Annotated in this window: 15 protein-coding genes and 1 pseudogene; 9 read left to right on the top strand and 7 right to left on the bottom strand. The window is 62.2% G+C overall.

Going from position 1 to position 17,463, the window contains the following annotated elements; genetic code table 11:
* Window positions 1-103 precede the first annotated feature (103 nt).
* The 6 genes from FB472_RS14290 to FB472_RS01785 all read left to right on the top strand — a co-directional run bounded on the left by FB472_RS14290 (window position 104) and on the right by FB472_RS01785 (window position 5,851).
* Entirely contained in the window at window positions 104-418 is a 315-nt protein-coding gene (locus FB472_RS14290; protein WP_246078019.1) for a transposase, read from the top strand.
* Window positions 415-1,380: an IS3 family transposase gene (locus tag FB472_RS01805; protein ID WP_246078018.1), complete on the top strand. Its 966-nt coding sequence runs from the start codon at window positions 415-417 to the stop codon at window positions 1,378-1,380. Before FB472_RS14290 ends, FB472_RS01805 begins: the two co-directional genes overlap by 4 nt.
* A gap of 81 nt (window positions 1,381-1,461) precedes the next feature.
* Entirely contained in the window at window positions 1,462-2,421 is a 960-nt protein-coding gene (gene glsA, locus FB472_RS01800) for a glutaminase A (protein ID WP_141989403.1), read from the top strand.
* Between the two features lie 292 nt (window positions 2,422-2,713).
* On the top strand, window positions 2,714-3,058 hold the full coding sequence (locus FB472_RS01795; protein ID WP_141989402.1) for a hypothetical protein: 345 nt from the start codon (window positions 2,714-2,716) through the stop codon (window positions 3,056-3,058).
* Between the two features lie 61 nt (window positions 3,059-3,119).
* Window positions 3,120-4,085 (top strand): IS481 family transposase, encoded by a 966-nt coding sequence (locus FB472_RS01790; RefSeq protein ID WP_141989401.1) that lies wholly within the window; start codon window positions 3,120-3,122, stop codon window positions 4,083-4,085.
* A 308-nt stretch (window positions 4,086-4,393) separates the two neighbouring features.
* Window positions 4,394-5,851 carry an NADP-dependent isocitrate dehydrogenase gene (locus FB472_RS01785; protein WP_215730365.1) on the top strand — a complete coding sequence of 486 codons (1,458 nt, stop codon included), beginning with the start codon at window positions 4,394-4,396 and terminating at the stop codon, window positions 5,849-5,851.
* A 443-nt stretch (window positions 5,852-6,294) separates the two neighbouring features.
* On the opposite strand, the pseudogene FB472_RS01775 reads toward FB472_RS01785, so the two are convergent.
* Window positions 6,295-6,494: pseudogene (locus FB472_RS01775) on the bottom strand (hypothetical protein); the annotation flags it as partial.
* 816 nt (window positions 6,495-7,310) lie between these two features.
* Between FB472_RS01775 and FB472_RS01770 the strand changes: the two are divergent.
* On the top strand, window positions 7,311-7,802 hold the full coding sequence (locus FB472_RS01770; protein WP_141989399.1) for a DUF6328 family protein: 492 nt from the start codon (window positions 7,311-7,313) through the stop codon (window positions 7,800-7,802).
* Between the two features lie 369 nt (window positions 7,803-8,171).
* Here FB472_RS01770 and FB472_RS01765 read toward each other — a convergent pair whose 3' ends face one another.
* A complete protein-coding gene (locus tag FB472_RS01765) occupies window positions 8,172-8,576 on the bottom strand; it encodes a hypothetical protein (protein ID WP_141989398.1) in 405 nt (134 codons plus the stop codon).
* Between the two features lie 55 nt (window positions 8,577-8,631).
* Here FB472_RS01765 and FB472_RS01760 point away from each other — a divergent pair, with 55 nt between their 5' ends.
* Entirely contained in the window at window positions 8,632-9,384 is a 753-nt protein-coding gene (locus tag FB472_RS01760; protein WP_141989397.1) for a DUF429 domain-containing protein, read from the top strand.
* A gap of 208 nt (window positions 9,385-9,592) precedes the next feature.
* Here the strand turns inward: FB472_RS01760 and FB472_RS01755 are convergent, their stop codons facing one another.
* Window positions 9,593-10,492 (bottom strand): oxygenase MpaB family protein, encoded by a 900-nt coding sequence (locus FB472_RS01755; protein ID WP_141989396.1) that lies wholly within the window; start codon window positions 10,490-10,492, stop codon window positions 9,593-9,595.
* 243 nt (window positions 10,493-10,735) lie between these two features.
* Entirely contained in the window at window positions 10,736-11,167 is a 432-nt protein-coding gene (locus tag FB472_RS01745; protein ID WP_141989395.1) for a class I SAM-dependent methyltransferase, read from the bottom strand.
* A 111-nt stretch (window positions 11,168-11,278) separates the two neighbouring features.
* Between FB472_RS01745 and FB472_RS01740 the strand changes: the two genes are divergently transcribed.
* Window positions 11,279-12,334 (top strand): zinc-dependent alcohol dehydrogenase family protein, encoded by a 1,056-nt coding sequence (locus tag FB472_RS01740; protein WP_141989394.1) that lies wholly within the window; start codon window positions 11,279-11,281, stop codon window positions 12,332-12,334.
* Window positions 12,335-12,659: 325 nt separating this feature from the next.
* On the opposite strand, the gene FB472_RS01735 is transcribed toward FB472_RS01740, so the two are convergent.
* The 3 genes from FB472_RS01735 to FB472_RS01725 are packed head-to-tail and all read right to left on the bottom strand — an operon-like array spanning window position 12,660 to window position 17,386.
* Window positions 12,660-13,658 (bottom strand): NAD-dependent epimerase/dehydratase family protein, encoded by a 999-nt coding sequence (locus FB472_RS01735; RefSeq protein ID WP_141991412.1) that lies wholly within the window; start codon window positions 13,656-13,658, stop codon window positions 12,660-12,662.
* The gene (locus FB472_RS01730) at window positions 13,655-16,339 is read right to left on the bottom strand and encodes an alpha/beta fold hydrolase (protein ID WP_141989393.1); all 2,685 of its coding nucleotides are present in this window, start codon (window positions 16,337-16,339) and stop codon (window positions 13,655-13,657) included. Before FB472_RS01730 ends, FB472_RS01735 begins: the two co-directional genes overlap by 4 nt.
* Window positions 16,340-16,363: 24 nt before the next feature.
* Window positions 16,364-17,386 (bottom strand): 3-oxoacyl-ACP synthase III, encoded by a 1,023-nt coding sequence (locus FB472_RS01725; RefSeq protein ID WP_141989392.1) that lies wholly within the window; start codon window positions 17,384-17,386, stop codon window positions 16,364-16,366.
* Window positions 17,387-17,463: the final 77 nt, after the last annotated feature.

The raw sequence follows: 17,463 nt of genomic DNA, 5'->3' as shown, positions 1-17,463 counted from the left end.
CATCCTGTCGACAATTGCGTGAGCGGTCTTTATCTCAGCTTTGTCGGTGGTGACTGAATCGCACTGGGTTTCGTTCCGTCTGATCCTTTTGGAGGATGGAACTATGACCAACCCTTACCCAGCCGATTTTCGTGAACGTGCGTTGCGGATGCTCACGCAGGCTCGTCCTGATCACCTGTCTGATTTCGCTGCGGCCAGCCATGTCGCCGGCCGGCTTGGCGTGAATCCTGAGACGTTGCGGTTATGGAAGAAGCGTGCCGATATCGACGCCGGTCGTGAGCCCGGGACGACCTCCGAGGCGCAGGTAGAGATCAAGCGGTTGAAGAAGCAGATCGTGGAGCTAGAGAAGGCGAACGAGATCCTGCGGTCTGCGAGCGTATTTTTCGCAACCGAGCTCGGCCGCACCTCATCGAGATGATCGCCTTCATCGACGCGATGAGGGATCGTTTTGGGGTCGAGCTCGTCTGCCGCACGATGCGCGCAGCTGAGGTGGGATTCGTGACGGCCCGCGGGTATCGTGCGGCGAAAAGTCGCCCGGCGTCGGCGAGAACCCTGTCGGATCAGGTGGTCGGCGGCGAGATTGTTCGGCTTCACGCCGAGAACTATGGGGTCTACGGGGTCCGGAAAATGCATCGGCTGCTGAAGCGGCAGGGCTGGGAGATCGGCCGGGATCAGACCGGGCGACTCATGCGAGCCCAGGGGCTGCGCGGCGTCAAACGGTCAAAGCGGGTGTTCACCACGAAATCGGATCCAGCAGGGCGGCGCCCCACGGATCTCGTGCAGCGACGCTTCCGCGCGGACGCACCCCGCAAACTCTGGGTCGTCGACGTGACGTATGTGCGCACCTGGCAAGGCTTCGCCTATGTCGCGTTCGTCACTGACGTATTCTCCAGGCGCATCGTCGGCTGGAACGTCGCAGCCACGCTGAAAGCCGACATTCTGCCGCTTCAAGCACTGAACATGGCCGCCTTCGATGCTGGCGGCGACCTCACGGGGCTGACCCATCACTCCGATCACGGGTCGAACTATATGGCTTTGGTTTACACGGACCGGATCGCGGAACTCGGCGCCATTCCCTCAACAGGGACCATCGGCGACTCCTACGATAATGCGATGGCTGAGGCTATCAACGCGCTCTACAAGACGGAACTGATCCGTGCTCGCGGGCCGTGGCGCACCGTCGAGCAAGTCGAACTCGCAACGCTGGAATGGGTGTGGTGGTGGAACAACCAACGCCTTCATTCCGAGCTCGAGTACCGCACCCCGACCGAAGCCGAGAACGAGTACTACGCTGATGCTGAATCACTCTTGAAAGCAACCGCTTCCCAAGAAAAAACCTGTGAACGAAACCCAGGGCGATTCAGTTGCACTTCAAACTAGAACCCGGGTTGGTCGCATGGTCCTGCGTGCCGCCAGAGTTCCCGGTTCGATGATTGACTGGACCCATGATTGACTGAACCCATGACCCGAGACGCCAAAAAACAGGCAGAGCGGTACGACCTCCATGCGCTGCGTGAGCGGATGCTAGCCGAGACAGGCGGTGAGGTCGACGACAGCATCCCCGAGCTCGCCAGCGCGAATCCGGATGTGTGCGGCCTCGCCATTGTCGATGATGACGGTGACGTGCGCGACACCCCCGACGCCGACCTCGAGTTCTCGGTGCAGTCCGCCGTCAAGCCCTTCGTCTACGCGCTCGCGCTCGTCGACGATCGGGAACGTGTGCTCGACGCCGTCGGCACCGAGCCGACCGGTGAGGCTTTCGACGCAGTGCGCCTCGAAAGCGATACGGGGCGGCCACCGAATCCGATGGTCAACGCGGGCGCCCTCCTGACCGCCAATCTCGTTTCCGGTTCGACGCCGGACGAACGCTTCGAGCGCATCCTCTCTGGCCTCAGCGCGTTCGCCGGGCGCGACCTTCGAGTTGACGACGCGGTGAGCTCCTCGGAGCAGTTGCTCGGGGACCGCAACCGCGCGCTCGGCTACCTCATGCGATCGCGGGGCACCCTCGATCATCCCGTCGACGACGCGATCTCGGTCTACGCGCGGGCGTGCTCGATCGTCGTCAGTGCCGAGGTGCTCGCGGTGATGGGCGCAACGCTCGCTTTCGGCGGACGCAACCCGGTCACCGGCGCACAGGTAGTGCCCCGCGAGATCGTGCCGATTGTGTTGAGCGTCATGGCGACGTGCGGCATGTACGACGGATCCGGTCGGTGGATGCGCCGCGTCGGCCTTCCGGCCAAGTCGGGCGTCGCCGGGGGCCTCTTTGCCTCCGTGCCCTGGCAGCTCGGGCTCGGGGTTTACAGCCCTCCGCTCGATAAGAAAGGCAATAGCGTGCGCGGGGTGTTCGCCTGCGAACGACTCTCCGACGACATGGGGCTGCACGTCTTCGGGGCGCCCGCCGCGACATCCGGTTACCGCTGATCGGTGCCGCGCAGCTAGCTCATCAAGGATCCGGGACTTGCCCGCACGGTGAGCGCTCCCATACGCGAGTGCCTTCGTCGTCCTTATAGCCTGCCGCTGCGTCATCGTCAGCTGCAGAGAAACAGGCGTATCTCTCATCGATCGCGAGGTTCACACCCCACGCCGAAGCGGAGGTTTTCAAATGAGGCGGCGTATATAGCTAGGCGGAGGTTTCTCCTGAGGCAACGCGGACGTGACCAATGAGGAAAAGACACCAGTGCCAGTATGGACACTCGCTACGCAGGCTATTAGCGTGCCTGATGTGCTCGGTCACGTAGGCGATGAGGGCATGACGCCGGAGCGACTCACAGAGCTGCGAACAGTCCTGGCCACACTCGCAGATTCGCCCATCGTCACACTCGAAGCGCATCCGATGTTGACCAAGAGCGATCGGGCTGGCGGTATTACTCTTCATGCAGCTAGTCCGCTCGCTCAGCAGCTTTCGCAGCTAGTAGCACGGACGGTGAAGTCAACCACTCCGACGCTGAACGTGGCCGCTAGTGGTGACGTGCTGTATCGCATGGTTCTGCCCGCAAAAGTTGCGGCACAAGTCGGTAAAGGCCTAGTTGTAGTTCCCCGGGACGTTGTGATCGCGTGAGTTAGCGAAGACCTCCGGCAGGATGTGGGTACCACCCTCACATCCCCAACCGAAGGTCTTCATGACTCACGCTAACGCCCCGTTCGCCCCGGAGGGGCGGCTTCGTCTTGCTCGTCTGATCGTGGAAGGCGGCTGGTCCGCTCGTCGTGCCGCAGAACGATTCCAATGTTCACCATCAACAGCATCGAAATGGGCTGCACGTTTTCGCGCTTGTCAGCCCCTGACTGACCGCTCCTCACGACCGAATCGTTCACCGGCGCGCACCTCGCGCCGCCTTGAGCGACGCATCATCGCGTTGCGATTCACCCGTCGGTGGGGACCACATCGGATCAGTTACCACCTGCACCTCAATCGCTCCACAGTCGAGCGGGTACTAGCCCGCTATCGGATGCCAAAACTCGCCTGGCTCGACCAAAGCACGGGACTCCTCGTCCGACGATCAAAACCCGTGCGCTATGAGAAAGCGATACCGGGCGAGCTGGTGCACGTTGATATCAAGAAACAAGGACGTATCCCTAACGGGGGCGGCCACCGAAAGTTAGGCCGCACCATCGGCAACCACAACAACCAGAAAGGCGGCCGCGGATACTCGTTCCTGCATCACGCCGTCGACGACCACTCCCGACTGGCATATTCAGAGATCCTCGACGATGAGAAGAAGGAAACCGCGTCCGGGTTCTGGCGCCGCGCGAACCAGTTCTTCGTCGATGCCGGCATCACCGTGACCGCCGTGATGACCGACAACGGTTCCTGCTACCGGTCAGCCGCCTTCACCACAGCCCTCGGCCCCGTAATCAACCACAAATTCACCCGCCCCTACCGCCCGCAAACCAACGGGAAAGTCGAACGCTTCAACCGCACCCTCGCCGAGGAATGGGCCTACGCCCACACCTACCTCAGCGACGAAGCACGCGCGGCAAACTACCCAGCCTGGCTCCACAGCTACAATCACCACAGACCCCACACCGGCATCGGCGGCCAAACACCATCAGACCGCGTCCACAACCTCACAGGGAACTACAACTAGGGCGCAGTGCAGCGCCGCGCCGGTGCACTATGACGGTTCGGTAGCTGAACCAAGACAACGATCCGGCTCGTGCGTTTCATGAGCGTGATCATCGCGGATCTTGAGGTGTGATCACTCTGATCCGTTCGAATATTCGCCACTCCGTTGAGCGTCCGCGATGCGCGGTCGCGGTCGAGGCGGGCGGCGTCTCTCGCCAGGCGGTGGGGACTCGCTTACGCCCATGGTTGTATTGGCTGTTGAGGCCAGGGGTGAAAAACATCGTGCATGAAATGCTTGACACGAATTTTATGTCCGGTATTCTTCTACTTATGACCAGTCAATCATTCACTGCAATCGCCCCGTCTCCCGTCACTGTGATCTCCGGTGACGGCATCGGGCCCGAAGTTGTTGCCGCCGCCGTGCGGCTCGTTGATGCGGCCGGTGGTCGCATTGCCTGGGAGCATGCGGACGCCGGCGCAGAAGTTTTTCGGGCCGGAGTTCTTAGCGGCGTTCCGGAGGCCACTATTGCCTCGGTTGCCCGCACTCGCACGGCTCTCAAGGGGCCGCTAGAGACTCCGGTTGGGTTCGGCGAGAAGAGCGCGAACGTCACGTTGCGCAAGCTCTTTGAGACTTTTGCGAACATCCGGCCCGTGCGGGAACTTCCCGGCGTGCCGACGCCATACTCTGGTCGTGGCATTGACCTGGTTGTTGTTCGCGAGAACGTCGAAGACCTGTACGCGGGCATCGAGCACATGCAGACTCCGGATGTTGCGCAGTGTCTCAAGCTCATCTCCCGGATGGGGTGCCAGCGCATCGCGTCGACGGCGCTTGCACTCGCGGTTGCCCAAGGGCGCACCAATGTAGCGGTGGCAACCAAAGCCAATATCATGAAGATGACCGAGGGGATGCTGCAGCGCGAGTTCGCTTCCGCTGCCGAGAAGTACCCCGACCTTGAGACCTGGCACATTATTGTTGACAACTGTGCACATCAGTTGGTCAAGGCACCCGAACAGTTCGAGGTTATCGTCACGACCAACATGAACGGTGATATCCTCAGCGATCTCACGAGCGCGCTAGTGGGAGGTCTCGGCTTCGCCCCGTCGGCAAATCTCGGCAACGAAGTTGCGATCTTCGAGGCGGTGCACGGCTCCGCGCCCAAGTACGCAGGAAAGGATATCGCCAATCCAAGCGCCATGATCCTGTCCTCCGTGATGCTGCTGCGCCACCTCGAGCAATTTGAGGCGGCCGAGAATTTGGAGCAAGCTGTCCTCCGTACGCTGGAAGACGGCATCCACACCCAGGATGTGAAGGTGGGCACGCCCGTCGGCACCGCCGAGTTCACCGATGCCGTCGAGTCCCGGCTCGGGCAGCGGTCCAGTGTGCCCTCGCGGACGCATCGCGCGTTGAGCCTTCCGGTGATCACGCGCGAACAGACTCGCTCTGAACTTGGATCACGCTCAACCGTCGGTGTCGACGTCTTCATCGAATCCATGGACAGCCCCGGCCGAGTTGCAGAGCAGCTCGCGCGGTGCCTCCCCGGCACGCCCTACTCGCTCAAGATGATCTCGAATCGCGGCACCGTCGTGTGGCCAAGCACGGGGGGTTCCACGGGCTGTGTCGATCACTTCAGGTGCCGATTCGTCATTTCCGATCAAGCCGGATGGACCCCGACATCGGTTCTCGGTCTGCTCAAAAACATCAGTAAAATCTACCGCTGGATGCACGTCGAGAAGCTCGAAATGCTCGACGGGGTGCCCGGCTACACGCGAGCTCAGGGTGAGAACTAACCGGAGATTCCTGGCTCGTTACCGGTAGCCCGGCGGCGCAATCATCGTCCTCGACTGCATTGTGTGTTGCGAATCGCGCGTTCGGGGCGTCCTCAGGGGCCAAGTGTTTTGCCCAACGACGGACGCGACTACAAAGATGTGGGCTCGATCAGGGCGTTCGCCGCGGGAGAGAGACTCGCCGACGATTCGCCCACTGCTGCCTGGTGGTCGCCCGCCCCGCCCAACAACCACGGCGTAAACATCGCCGCGAGGACCAACGCGTGAAGCGGGGGAGATGGGCGTGACGACTTCACACGTGATCAGGCCGCTCACTCGCGAGACCTTCCCTGCGTGGCGGGCGCTCCCGCAGAAGCACAACGGAGTTTGGGGTGGGTGCTACTGCTCTTACTTTCACGATGACCCGGAACACCCCAGGTCCCTCCTGAACGAACTCAAGAACTACACATCCCTACGGACTCAACCCCGAAGCCGAGCTGCGTCGCGACCCGCTTCACCATCCCGTGCTCGATCCCCAGCTCTTTCCGCGACGCCCGTATCACCTGGACGCTGACGCTGACGCTGACGCTGACGCTGACGCTGACGCTGACGCTGACGCTGACGCTGACGCTTCCGGCGAATACCGATGCGTCGTCGGATTCCCCATTGCTTGTTCTCCGCACAGAAACCCATCCTCGCTTTCGGGGTCAGGAGCTTCCAACAAACTCGGGGCGCTTCAGACGTCACTGTAACTCGCATATGCTGATCCGCGTTCGGAAGCAACTCAGCATCGCTGGTTCAGCCAACACTTACCCAACACTGTGACGCCGAATTGCCCTGAAATAGTCGATACACCTCAGACCTCGCGCCCTTCCCAAATACCTCAAAATCCGCATGTTTCCGAAGCTTTCGGCACTGTTCGGTAAACGAGAGACCCCAAGATTCTGAGACAAGGGGTCGCAAGTTCAAATCTTGTCAGCCCGACAATGTGCCCCGGATTTCTCACGAAGTCCTAGGCTTTTTTCTTTAGGTTTTCATGCCTAGCTTGGAAGTCCAATGTTTGCCCAACACTGTGAACTCTCCACCAGGCCAGCAGTGTGAGAACGGTTTAGCGCATTGGTGCGAAATGCGTAGTTGAGATCACGGGAAACAACGCTGGGTGGTCGACCTCAGTGATGGGGGAGCACATGTCAGGTATTCAAGTAAACGATCATCCGGCAAGCCCGACTTGGCCGAACGGTCTGCTCCGAAAATGACGACACACCCCGGCGAACCGACTAGCGAGTTCCGCGTGGCGCCATACTTCTCGCTTCCCTGCGACAACATTCGGGCGGGACTCGCAGCCAGGCCTGCTCAAGTGAGAGCCGCCTTGAGTCGGAGGAACTGACTATGTCAAATTTTATATTTGATGGCGACCGGGCACGATTCGTGCGATCAGGTACGTTCATAGGTCGATCAACAAAATTATGGTAAACAGAACACTATGCAGCAGGAGAGTCCAGAGCAGCACCACGAGGACCCGCGACAACGTGACCAGAAAACTCTTCATCGCGAACTGGATGAGCTCACCTCAGAATTACGTATGGTGATACCCGGCGTGACCGTGCTTCTCGCATTCCTCCTCGGACTACCTTTCACGTCAGTGTTCTCTGATCTCTCGCAACTCCAAGAAGACGTTTACTTCGTCGCATTTCTCTCCACCGCGGTGGCCGTCGTATTTTTACTCAGTGAAGGCGCCTATCACCAAGTCCGGGGCAAGCCATATAGCAAAGGTCGGTTGCTAAAAACCGCGATTCGTCAGATGGTGACCGCCTTGATACTGCTGAGCATTGCGCTCAGCGCGGTGGTCTTTCTGGTGACCGATATGCTCTTCGGAACCATCACCTCGATTCTGGTGAGCGGCGGAATCGCGATTCTGATTATTTGGATGTGGTTTGCTTTACCTCTGTTTCGTCGTATCCGTAATGATCGATGACCTGTCCACGTCGTCCTAGGGCACGAAAATTAGCGCACGCTTTCGGCTGACAACGGCTCACTTCTGCGAGACCCGTAGTGCCGTCGAGTCGACCGCGACTGCAACCCCTCTACGCCGCTGGGGTCAACGATGTAGTCGGGCAGACGTTCTGACGGCAGCCAAGAATGCCGAGTGTTATGGCGAAGTGACTGGGAGAAATTACAGCACGATGCACCAGGCAAACAGGTGGTGATCATAAGTTCGCAACGCTCTCTGGGGTTGGTCGCAGCGCAACTTCTTAGCGTGATTTCCTGAACCGCTTTTCCCAAACCCCGTTCCTTGGCGACGCGACTAGGACCCGGGCTGGCCCGGGCGTCTGCGAAATGGTGTCTAGGTGGGCCAGAAAATCATCAGCATAAATCCCGTAACGGTGCTCACTATCCCGGTGCCCGTGAACACCCAGCCGATTAACAGAGGGGGGTTTCCACGAACGGGCGGCGCAAGGCGCCAACGGGAAGGATGACATTGGTCGTAATAGAGGTCGACTTGAGCTCCTACATCCATGATTGGAACATCTGCGGGGTCGTTGAGTGTCACATGCTGGCTATCGTCGCTGTCGGACCAGCGAAAGCCTTGAAATCCGCCTGCTTCGAAGACCTCAGCGGTGGTCTTGGTCCACTTGCAACGGCGCTTAGCCAAGATCCAGCCCACAATGAGCAACGGAATCCCGGGGACGAGTCCCACCCAAGACATTGTTTCCAGCACGGCCCCTAAAGCACCTTCAGGTCCGGTCATCGTCCAATATTATCCGAATGATCGAGGTTCAAATGATTAGACGTAGGGTTGCCGTGTGCTGACTGCGGGAGTTGACCTAGCGGCGGAGCCCAAAGGCACCGCCCTTGCCGTCGTTGACTGGAACGCGGGCCATGCACGACTAGTCGACCTGCAGGTCGGCGTCGCGGACGGCGTCATCGTTGAGGTCGCGAATCAGGTTGACAAGATCGGCATCGATTGCGCGCTCGGTTGGCCGGTCGAGTTCGTGGAGTTCGTTGTTCAGCACTCAGACTTCGAGTCGACTCAGCGGGATGTCGACGGCGGGATGGACTGGCGTCGGCGCCTCGCCTTCCGAGAGACAGATCGGTTCGTTCGGGAGCGCACGAAAAGGTGGCCGCTCAGCGTTTCAACAGATCGTCTAGGTCTCACGGCAATGAGGTGTGCTGGTCTTCTTGCAAGAATCCAAGCGAGCGGAGTCCCCGTCGACCGAGCCGGATCCGGAACCGTCGTAGAGGTGTATCCGGGTGCCACCCTTCGACTCTGGGGATTCGACACAACCGGATACCGCACCTGTCCGGAAGCGCGGGCGACGTTGCTCAGGTCAATCCAAGACGAGGCACCCTGGTTAGACTTCGCACTGTTTGCACCTCTGATGATCTCTTCCGGCGATGCCTTCGACGCGGTGGTGGCAGCGATGGCAGCTCGTAACGCTGCCCTCGGCCACTACGAGGCCCCGTCTGCTTCCCAAATGGATCGTGCACGATCCGAAGGATGGATCGCGCTGCCGACAGGTCCGATGTCAAATCTGACCGATACGGGTGCGCGGTAGAACACCTCGCTTCGTTAGTCCTTGCGCTTGTTGGCGGCCTTATCTTTCTTGTCAGCACGCTTCTCTTTGAGAGACTTGCTGGCTACAGTCTTGGCTGCGCTTTTCTTCGGTGATTTATCGGCCATGACGTCATCCTCCTGTGAGCCGAATGGCTCGTCCCCCGAGCGTACCCCGCCAGCGGTGTCAGGTCACGCCCGTAGCCTGTTGTTCAGACCGAATGCCGCTCACGCTCGATGCGGGCAAGTCGCGCGCGGGCCGCATCTTCGCTCGTGGATGACCTACCAAGAATTCGTCCAACAGAACGCAGCACGACGCCCGTCGCCCAAATCACGGGAAGGCGTGATCGACGAAGGCCGAGCAGTTTGCGGTGTTCTTCGGGCAACGACGCGACAGCTCCCGCAAACAGCACCCTGTACGCGGGCAGCATCGAGCGATGGAGGGGCGGATTCCGAATGAATCGCACGGCTTCGAGAACGCGATCGTCGCTTTTGAGCACGGGGCGGAATCCATCGATCTGAGCTTTCAACTCAGCGCGCGACCGTGGCGGATGTTGCACCCCCACGAGTTCGCCGGCCGTCGCCCACTCACTCACGTACTGGTCGGCACCGCCCGGGATGGGTGGCCCCCACAGCTCGTGGCAGCCGAGGAACGCGTCGGTGAAGACGGCGTGCACCCAGGAAAGCAGTTCAGGGTCGCCTGCGGTGTACGGGCGCTCGACACCTTGGGCGTCTATGTAGGTTCCCGCGACCCTGTTGTGGTATTTGCCGACGCGGGATGACTCGAGTCTCGCCTGCTCGGTGCCAGCGAACGTGACCGTGATGAGCCACTGGATGGTGCCAGAAAGTCGTCCCAGCGGATCTTCCTTATACCTCGACCAGTCGTGCACGCCGGCCATCGCTCCGGGATGCAGCGTCTGCATGAGCAGTGCCCTGATTCCGGCAACGAGCGTTCCCATACCACCGTGCACCGCCCAGGAAGCGGAATCCGGGCCGAAGAAACCGACGTCGTCACCCTGTTCGATACGACTGACCCACGGAGGGCGCCCAGAACTTTCGCCGGAGAATGTCGTCAGAAGGTGCGATCGCCAGGAGTCTGAAATTCTACCCATTATCCGACGATAACCCGGATTGCTGGGAGGTCAGTCGAGCTCGTCAGGTAACCGGCCCCGTAGCTTCTCCATATCGCGACGTTCGCGCGGTCACCGTTAACGCGGATGTGGCCGGAACGTGTGGCTGCAGTTGCGGCAGAGCCAGTTTTGAACACCCTGACGGACCCATAACCAGCGGTCGACGTGCGCTGAGAGGGCAGTCATCGTCGACTGCTGAACGTGTCCGGCCTGGCGAGACTCGGGTTAGACGGCTGCGACATCCATCCTCCATTTCACGAGCCCACGGTCGGTCACCTTCCGCTGGAGGTGCCGCAGTATCGGCGGCGACACGTCCACCGCGATCACTCGAGTGCAGACATGCGCAGCTTCAAGCGTGAACTGGCTCGTATCCGCACCCGTACCCGCACCGAACTCTGCGACGACCGAAATGCTTATCGAGCCGTAAGCGATGAGCACCTCGACCTCGGCCGCCGCATGCGCATCTATTGTGGCGTCGTAGCGCGCAACATGGTCATCGCCGAGATTCTCCTGACCGGCAAGGTCCATCTCGTCAGGAAACCAAGCCGGGAGCGGAGTCACCCCATCGTCATGCCATCCGAGCACCTGCCACCACGGGACATCCTGGCGTTTAGCGGCTCCCCGCAGCGGGCCAGTGTCAAGAGCTTGAGCGACCACGGACCTCTCGCGACCACAACTCAGCCAGTAGCCAAGAACGGGTCCGCGGTACCATGGAAGAAGGGTATCTTCGAAATTTCGAGGATGCGTCACACTCAGGAGAGGAAGATCATGAAGGCACTCGTCTATCAGGGCCCTGGGCTCAAGGAATGGAAAGAGGTTCCAGAGCCCACTATTATCACTGCGACCGACGTCATCGTGAAGATCGATACAACCACCATTTGTGGCACCGATCTGCACATTCTCAAGGGGGATGTTCCGGCCGTCGAGGTGGGGCGCATCCTCGGACACGAGGGAGTCGGCACCATCACCGAGGTCGGCAGTGCCGTCTCGAGCCTCAAAGTGGGCGACCAGGTGATCATCTCCTGTGTCTCGGCCTGCGGGCATTGCGACTTCTGCAAGAAGGGGGTCTACTCGCACTGCCTCGCCGACGAGGGCGCATCCGGCATCGGCTGGATCTTCGGACACCTCATCGACGGAACCCAGGCAGAGTTCGTGCGGGTGCCGTTCGCCGAAACCTCGCTGTATCTGCTGCCGCCCGGGGTGACCCCGCAGCAGGGAACCGTGCTCTCGGACATCCTTCCGACGGGCCACGAGATCGGCATCCAGTACGGCCACGTCAAGGCCGGCGACGTCGTCGCCGTTGTCGGGGTCGGCCCCGTCGGCCTCGCAGCCATCGCAACCGCAGGCCTTTACGGCCCCTCCCGCGTTATCGCCATCGACCTCGACGCCAACCGCGTCGAGCAGGCCAGAAAATTCGGCGCCACCGACACCATCGTTTCCAGCGACGCGGACTGGAAGGAGCAGGTGATCGCACTCACGGACGGGCTCGGAGTCGACGTCGCAATTGAGGCAGTCGGAATACCGCAGACCTTCACGATGTGCCTCGACATCGTTCGACCCGCCGGGCATGTCGCCAATATGGGGGTGCACGGCAAGAGCGTCGATCTCCCGCTGCAGGACCTCTGGATCTCGAACATCAACATCAGCATGGGCCTGGTCAACACAAACACCCTCGGAATCCTGCTCAAGCTCGTTGCGCAGAAGAAAATCGTGGCCGAGAACTTCATCAGCCACACCTTCGCGCTCGAGGACATCCTCGAGGCCTACGACGTGTTCGAGCGGGCTGCGGAGACGAAGGCGCTCAAGGTCATCATTAACGCCTGAGCCGGGCGACGGAATACCAAAGTGCTTGAGCCTAGCGGGAATTTACTCAGCTAGGACGACGTCGGTTGTGGCTTCTTCAGTTGGGCGGTCACGGTTTCAATCGGTTTGTTTACCCAAGTCGTGCCCGGCAGGGCAAGACACCCAGTGAACGTCACTGACTGACTCGCGAGTGCGTCGCGATATCTCGAAGCTGCGCTCGTGAGTCGGCACCGCGATGAGTGTGAGGGTCGTTGCACAGCTCGCCAGCGTGTCGACCTCCAACGCCTACCGCCTCAACACCCCGAGCATGCCCGCCTCGGCAGCCGGCGTACGGGCCAGGCGAGTGTCACTGTTCGCGCAACAGATTCGTGTCATGGTTGTGCCAGTAGCTTGCGCCGAGTCGGCGTAGCCCCTCGTCAATGCTCACCGCGGGCGACCAATCCAACGCTAAGCGTATGTCACGTTGATCGAACCAGTGCGCCGTGGAGAGCTGCTCGGCAAGAAAGCGTGTCATGGGCGGCTCGTCGGCCCCAGGACGCACGGCCCATACCCGTTCGACTACGGTGCCCACGGTGCGCCCGAGTCCGGCAGGGATGCTCCATCGCGGAGGCCGCACGCCAGCCGCGAGGCAGATGGCCGCCAGTATGTCGCCGACCGGGCGCGGCTCACCATTTGTCAGAACGTAGGCTTTGCCGTGCGCGACGTCGGCGCGGTGCAGCGCTGCGACGATTCCGGATGCTGCGTTGTCGATGTAGGTCGTATCGATGAGAGCGGTGCCACCATTGAGCAGGGGCAGACGTCCACGGCGAGCTCGGTCGACGATTCGGCCGATGAGCTGGGTGTCACCCGGACCCCAGACGATGTGTGGACGGATGGCGATGACGTGCATCGCGGCAGAATCGCGGGCGAGCGCAAGCAACTCTGCCTTCGCCTTGGTACGCGCGTATTCGCCGCGTGCACGCTCGGGCGACGCAGGTTCGGCGCCGACACCTGCCAGCGCGGAGCCTGCGTGCGCGACCGACGGTGACGACACGTACACCAGGCGGGATACCCCCGCGGCTTCGGCTGCCCCGAGCACTGACCGCGTCCCTTCGACGTTGACAGAGTGGAACTCGCGCGCGTCGCCGGCGAGCGACACCTTCGCCGCGAGGTGGATGACGCCCTCCGCGCCATCGATCGCGCGCGCGACGTGATCCGGATCGGTGATTGAGCCGAGGATGTCGGTGGCGCCATCCACCCCGGACGGTCGTCGTTGCAGAGTGCGCACCTCATGCCCGGCGGCGATCAGCTCGGCGGCGACGGCACCACCGAGGAACCCGGAAGCTCCGGTGACGAGTACGATCACGGTGCGGTCGGCTTCCCACCGGCGAGGAGACGCTCGGCCCATTCGGATAACCGTGATCGGTCGATCTTGGAGTTGTGGCGGATATCGGTCGGAAGCTGGGGCACGGCGAGCACCGCGACGAGCGGGAGCGCCGTGCTCGCGCGCACGGCCGTCGTCAGCTCCGGACTCGCAAGCCCGGGTCGGCTGGTCGGCGGGACCGTTTCGACGACCGCGACGGCCTGTCGCAGCCGGTGCGGGCCGACGCCGACGACGGCGGCACGGCGCACGGCCGAGACACCCTCCACGTCCTGCTCCGCACCGACAGGCGCGATCGGACCCGTTGCTGTCACAATGACGTGTGGCAGCCGGCCTTCGACCCATAAGCGGCCGAGGTGGTCGAGGTGGCCGACGTCGCCGGTGCGATGCCAGCGCGCTAGCGGAGCATCCATGTCGGATTCGGTCTCACGAGTAGCGGCGCGATCTGTCAGCCACAGCCGGTCATAGTGATCCTTCAGATGCGGCGCCGAGACCACGATCTCCCCGAGAACGCCGGGCTGAGAACTCGGTGCACCCGCCGCTGCCCCCTCCACATCGAGTGCGCTGATGTGCACTCGGTTCGCGCCGATCGGCGCACCCACGCACACGCCAGCGTTGGTTTCACCGGCGGCGGAGCGGATCCCGTCGAGCGTGATGTCAGTCACTAGGAGGCATTCCGTCATGCCGTAGGGCGAGTGCGGGGTCGCGTTCGGCATGAGTGCACCCGCCGAGGCGAGCAGTCCCGCGCCGATTGGCGCCCCGGTGGAAAGGAAGGTGCGCACGCGCTCAAGTTCGCCGTGGTCCCGTTGTGTGAGATCACCAGCTGTCGCTACGACGTTGAGAATTGCCGCGGGGGAGAGGAACACCATGCTGGCCCCGGATTCCCGCACTGCGGCGGCGACAGCTTTCGCGGTGAGGGTGCGCGGAGAAGAGACATCCATATCGGGCGTTACCGACCGCGTGCCGAGCGCCGGACCCAACAGGGCAAACGGCGCGAACCCCGTCACGAGCCCGGTGTCGGCGGTCACTTCGAAGTGACTCGCGAGCACGTCGCGGAGGGCGGAGAGTTGACTGTGGCGGTACACGACACCCTTGGCAGGTCCTGTCGACCCCGAGGTGAAGAGGATCGCAGCCTCATCCTCGGACCGTGGTGGCGTCGGGACGGATGTGCCAGCGCCGATCGCGATGACGTCTTTGAGACTGTAGGAGACGCGGAGTGCCGCGGCCGAGACCCTCGGCAGTCGCGCGGTGGAGATGCGCACCCCCGGCCAGCCCAGCGCCCGCGCGGCGATGAGGCCGGGCACCTCGCCGATGACGAAGTCGGGCCACGACCCGCGCACCGCACGGGTGAGTCCCTTGACTCCCAAACCTGCATCCGCGACGACCACGACAGCGCCGATTCGCAGGCAGGCGTAGACCACGGCCGTCAGGGTTGGACCCGGCGGGATGAGCAAGGAGACCCGCTGACCTTTGTGCACGCCGATGGCGGAGAGGCCGGAGGCAATCTGGCGCACCCGGTCACTGAGTTGCCGCCAGCTGACCTGTAGAGGGCCGCCTCGTCCCCGCGTTGACATATCGATGACGGCAGTCGCGGTGTCGTCGCGGCGTTCGTCGAGCCTGTGCCAGAGCGGCCGGAAGTGCGGATATTCCGGCTCTGAGGACGCCTGCGAGATCGATTTGCGTGGCGGGGTCGAGGCAGATTTCGCCAGGCGATCGGCGTTGTCACTGAGCCACGCCAGCACCGCGTTGGCATAGGGGCCGTCCTCGGCGACGAGGTGGCCCGCACCCTCGAACCGGTGCACATCGGCTTGGGGTAGTCGGTCGATGAGGTCGTCGAGGTAACGGTCGCCGAAGATCGGATCGCGCGGACCCCACAGCATGAGAGCCGGAAGGTCGAGCTCCGCGACACCCGCGGCGATCCGCTCGAGTTCGCTAAAGCTCTCGTGGTGCGAGTCGACCGGAATATCGGCGACAAAGCCGCCAATCCCCTGGCGACGGGCCCCCGAGCGGTACGGCGCACGGTACGCATCCTTAACTGCCGCGTTGAGCGCGGGCGAGGCGAGTGCAAGCGTCGTATCCACGAACGCGGTGGTATGAATGGTGGATGCTGCGAGCATCCCCCTAGCGCCGGCAAGCCGCAGCGCCGCGGGGATCGGCACACCCTCCGGATGATGCACGGCCGTGTTCAGCAGCATGACCCCGGCAAGCTGCGACGGGTGGTCAACGGCCCAGCCGAGTGACACGACGCCGCCCCAGTCGTGACCGAGCGAGATAACGGGACCAGTAAGGGGGAGTGCGTCGGTGAATGCCGCGAGATCCGCGACCCGCTGCACGAGTGGACGATGGATGCCGGAGCGCTCCGAGTAGCCCATATCGAGCTGGTCCACGGCGACGATACGCCAGGCCGGCGACCCGGACTCCGCGGCCTGCACCGATTGCGTGATCAGGTCGCGCCAGAGGTATGACCAGGTCGGGTTGCCGTGGACGGCAAGGATCGTGCCCAGAATGGGTACGCCGAGGCGACCCAGTTCGTCGCCAGTGTCGAGATAGTGCCATTCGCGGCGTAGCCCCTCATCCGCACCGCCACCGGGCACAGCGGTGATGCGACTGAAGCGCTGATCGAGTCCGGGCAGGTCGAGCGGGGGACGAGAGGCCCGTCCAGTCACGACACGACCACCCTCAGCATGTGGTCACCACGCGAGTTCCATCATTGCGGTGTTGAGACCGGAGCCCACGCCCATGAGGAGAACACGGTCACCCTTGTTGAGGGTCTCCTGTGCTTCGACAAGGGTGATGGGAATGGAGGCGGGTCCGACATTGCCGAATCGGGGGTAGGTCGTCGGGACGCGATGGCGGTCTAGTTTCGCCGCCTTGATGATGGCATTCGTGTGCACGGACGAGACCTGGTGGGTGACATACATATCCATCGATGACCAATCCCATTCCACGGATGCCTCTTTCCACGCCGAGACGACCAGATCGAGGCCCCCTTTTAGGAGTGCTTTCGCATCGGTGAACATGCCGTCGACGCTGCCGACGCAGAGGTCATGGAACTGTGTCGCAGCCCGCGTGACCCCGCCAAGGATCGGATGCCCGGAGGGGTGTTCGTCGGTGCGGCCAAGGACCGCAGCAGCCGAGCCAGAGCCGAGTGTGAGCGACGCGAATTCACTCATGAACCCGTCACGATCGGAGTCCTGCTTCAGCAATCGGTCGATGGTGTTGACCTGGAGCTCGTCAGCATCCTCACCATTGACGACGATGGCGTACCTGATTTGGCCCGATTCGATCATGCTCGCCGCGAGGTTCATCCCACTCACGAAGCCGAGACACGCATTCGCGACATCGAAGTTGACGGCAGAACTGGGCAGGTCGAGCCCGTGATGCAGGCGCACAGCTACGGACGGCTCCAAGTGCTTTCGGCTGACGGAGGTGTTAATGAGAAGCCCCACCTCGGACGGATCGACGCCCGCCTCTGCCAGGGCGCGTCGCCCTGCCGACACTGTGGCATCGTCGGATGATTCCCCGGGCCCCCAATTGCGGCGTTCGAGCACACCAGCCACCCGCTGCAGGAGCCCGCTGGGCAGATCAAGACGCGAAAACGCCGCCGCGAGTCGCGTTTCGATGTCGGCGGACGTCGTCACCCGGCTGGGTAATGTACTCGCGACCGACAACAGTGAGACGTTGTCGAAGCGGGTGTTGGCATTTCCGGCCACGGAACCTCCGTCGAGAGAGCCAGGCAGGCTCGTTAATCAAGAGGCTTAGTTTACGCCAGTCGGCGCAGCCCCGGCGA

It is taken from the genome of Rhodoglobus vestalii (genome assembly GCF_006788895.1).
GTDB classification, from domain to species: Bacteria; Actinomycetota; Actinomycetes; order Actinomycetales; family Microbacteriaceae; genus Rhodoglobus; species Rhodoglobus vestalii.
The sequence above is the reverse complement of the archived record's forward strand: the minus strand, read 5'-3'. Positions and strand labels throughout refer to the sequence as shown.

Excerpts from the sequence above, each read along its gene's own strand:
- FB472_RS14290 (WP_246078019.1), top strand. The coding sequence starts at position 104 with ATGACCAACCCTTACCCAGCCGATTTTCGTGAACGTGCGTTGCGGATG.
- FB472_RS01805 (WP_246078018.1), top strand. The coding sequence starts at position 415 with ATGATCGCCTTCATCGACGCGATGAGGGATCGTTTTGGGGTCGAGCTC.
- glsA (WP_141989403.1), top strand. The coding sequence starts at position 1,462 with ATGACCCGAGACGCCAAAAAACAGGCAGAGCGGTACGACCTCCATGCG.
- FB472_RS01790 (WP_141989401.1), top strand. The coding sequence starts at position 3,120 with ATGACTCACGCTAACGCCCCGTTCGCCCCGGAGGGGCGGCTTCGTCTT.
- FB472_RS01785 (WP_215730365.1), top strand. The coding sequence starts at position 4,394 with ATGACCAGTCAATCATTCACTGCAATCGCCCCGTCTCCCGTCACTGTG.
- FB472_RS01770 (WP_141989399.1), top strand. The coding sequence starts at position 7,311 with ATGCAGCAGGAGAGTCCAGAGCAGCACCACGAGGACCCGCGACAACGT.
- FB472_RS01765 (WP_141989398.1), bottom strand. The coding sequence starts at position 8,576 with ATGACCGGACCTGAAGGTGCTTTAGGGGCCGTGCTGGAAACAATGTCT.
- FB472_RS01755 (WP_141989396.1), bottom strand. The coding sequence starts at position 10,492 with ATGGGTAGAATTTCAGACTCCTGGCGATCGCACCTTCTGACGACATTC.
- FB472_RS01740 (WP_141989394.1), top strand. The coding sequence starts at position 11,279 with ATGAAGGCACTCGTCTATCAGGGCCCTGGGCTCAAGGAATGGAAAGAG.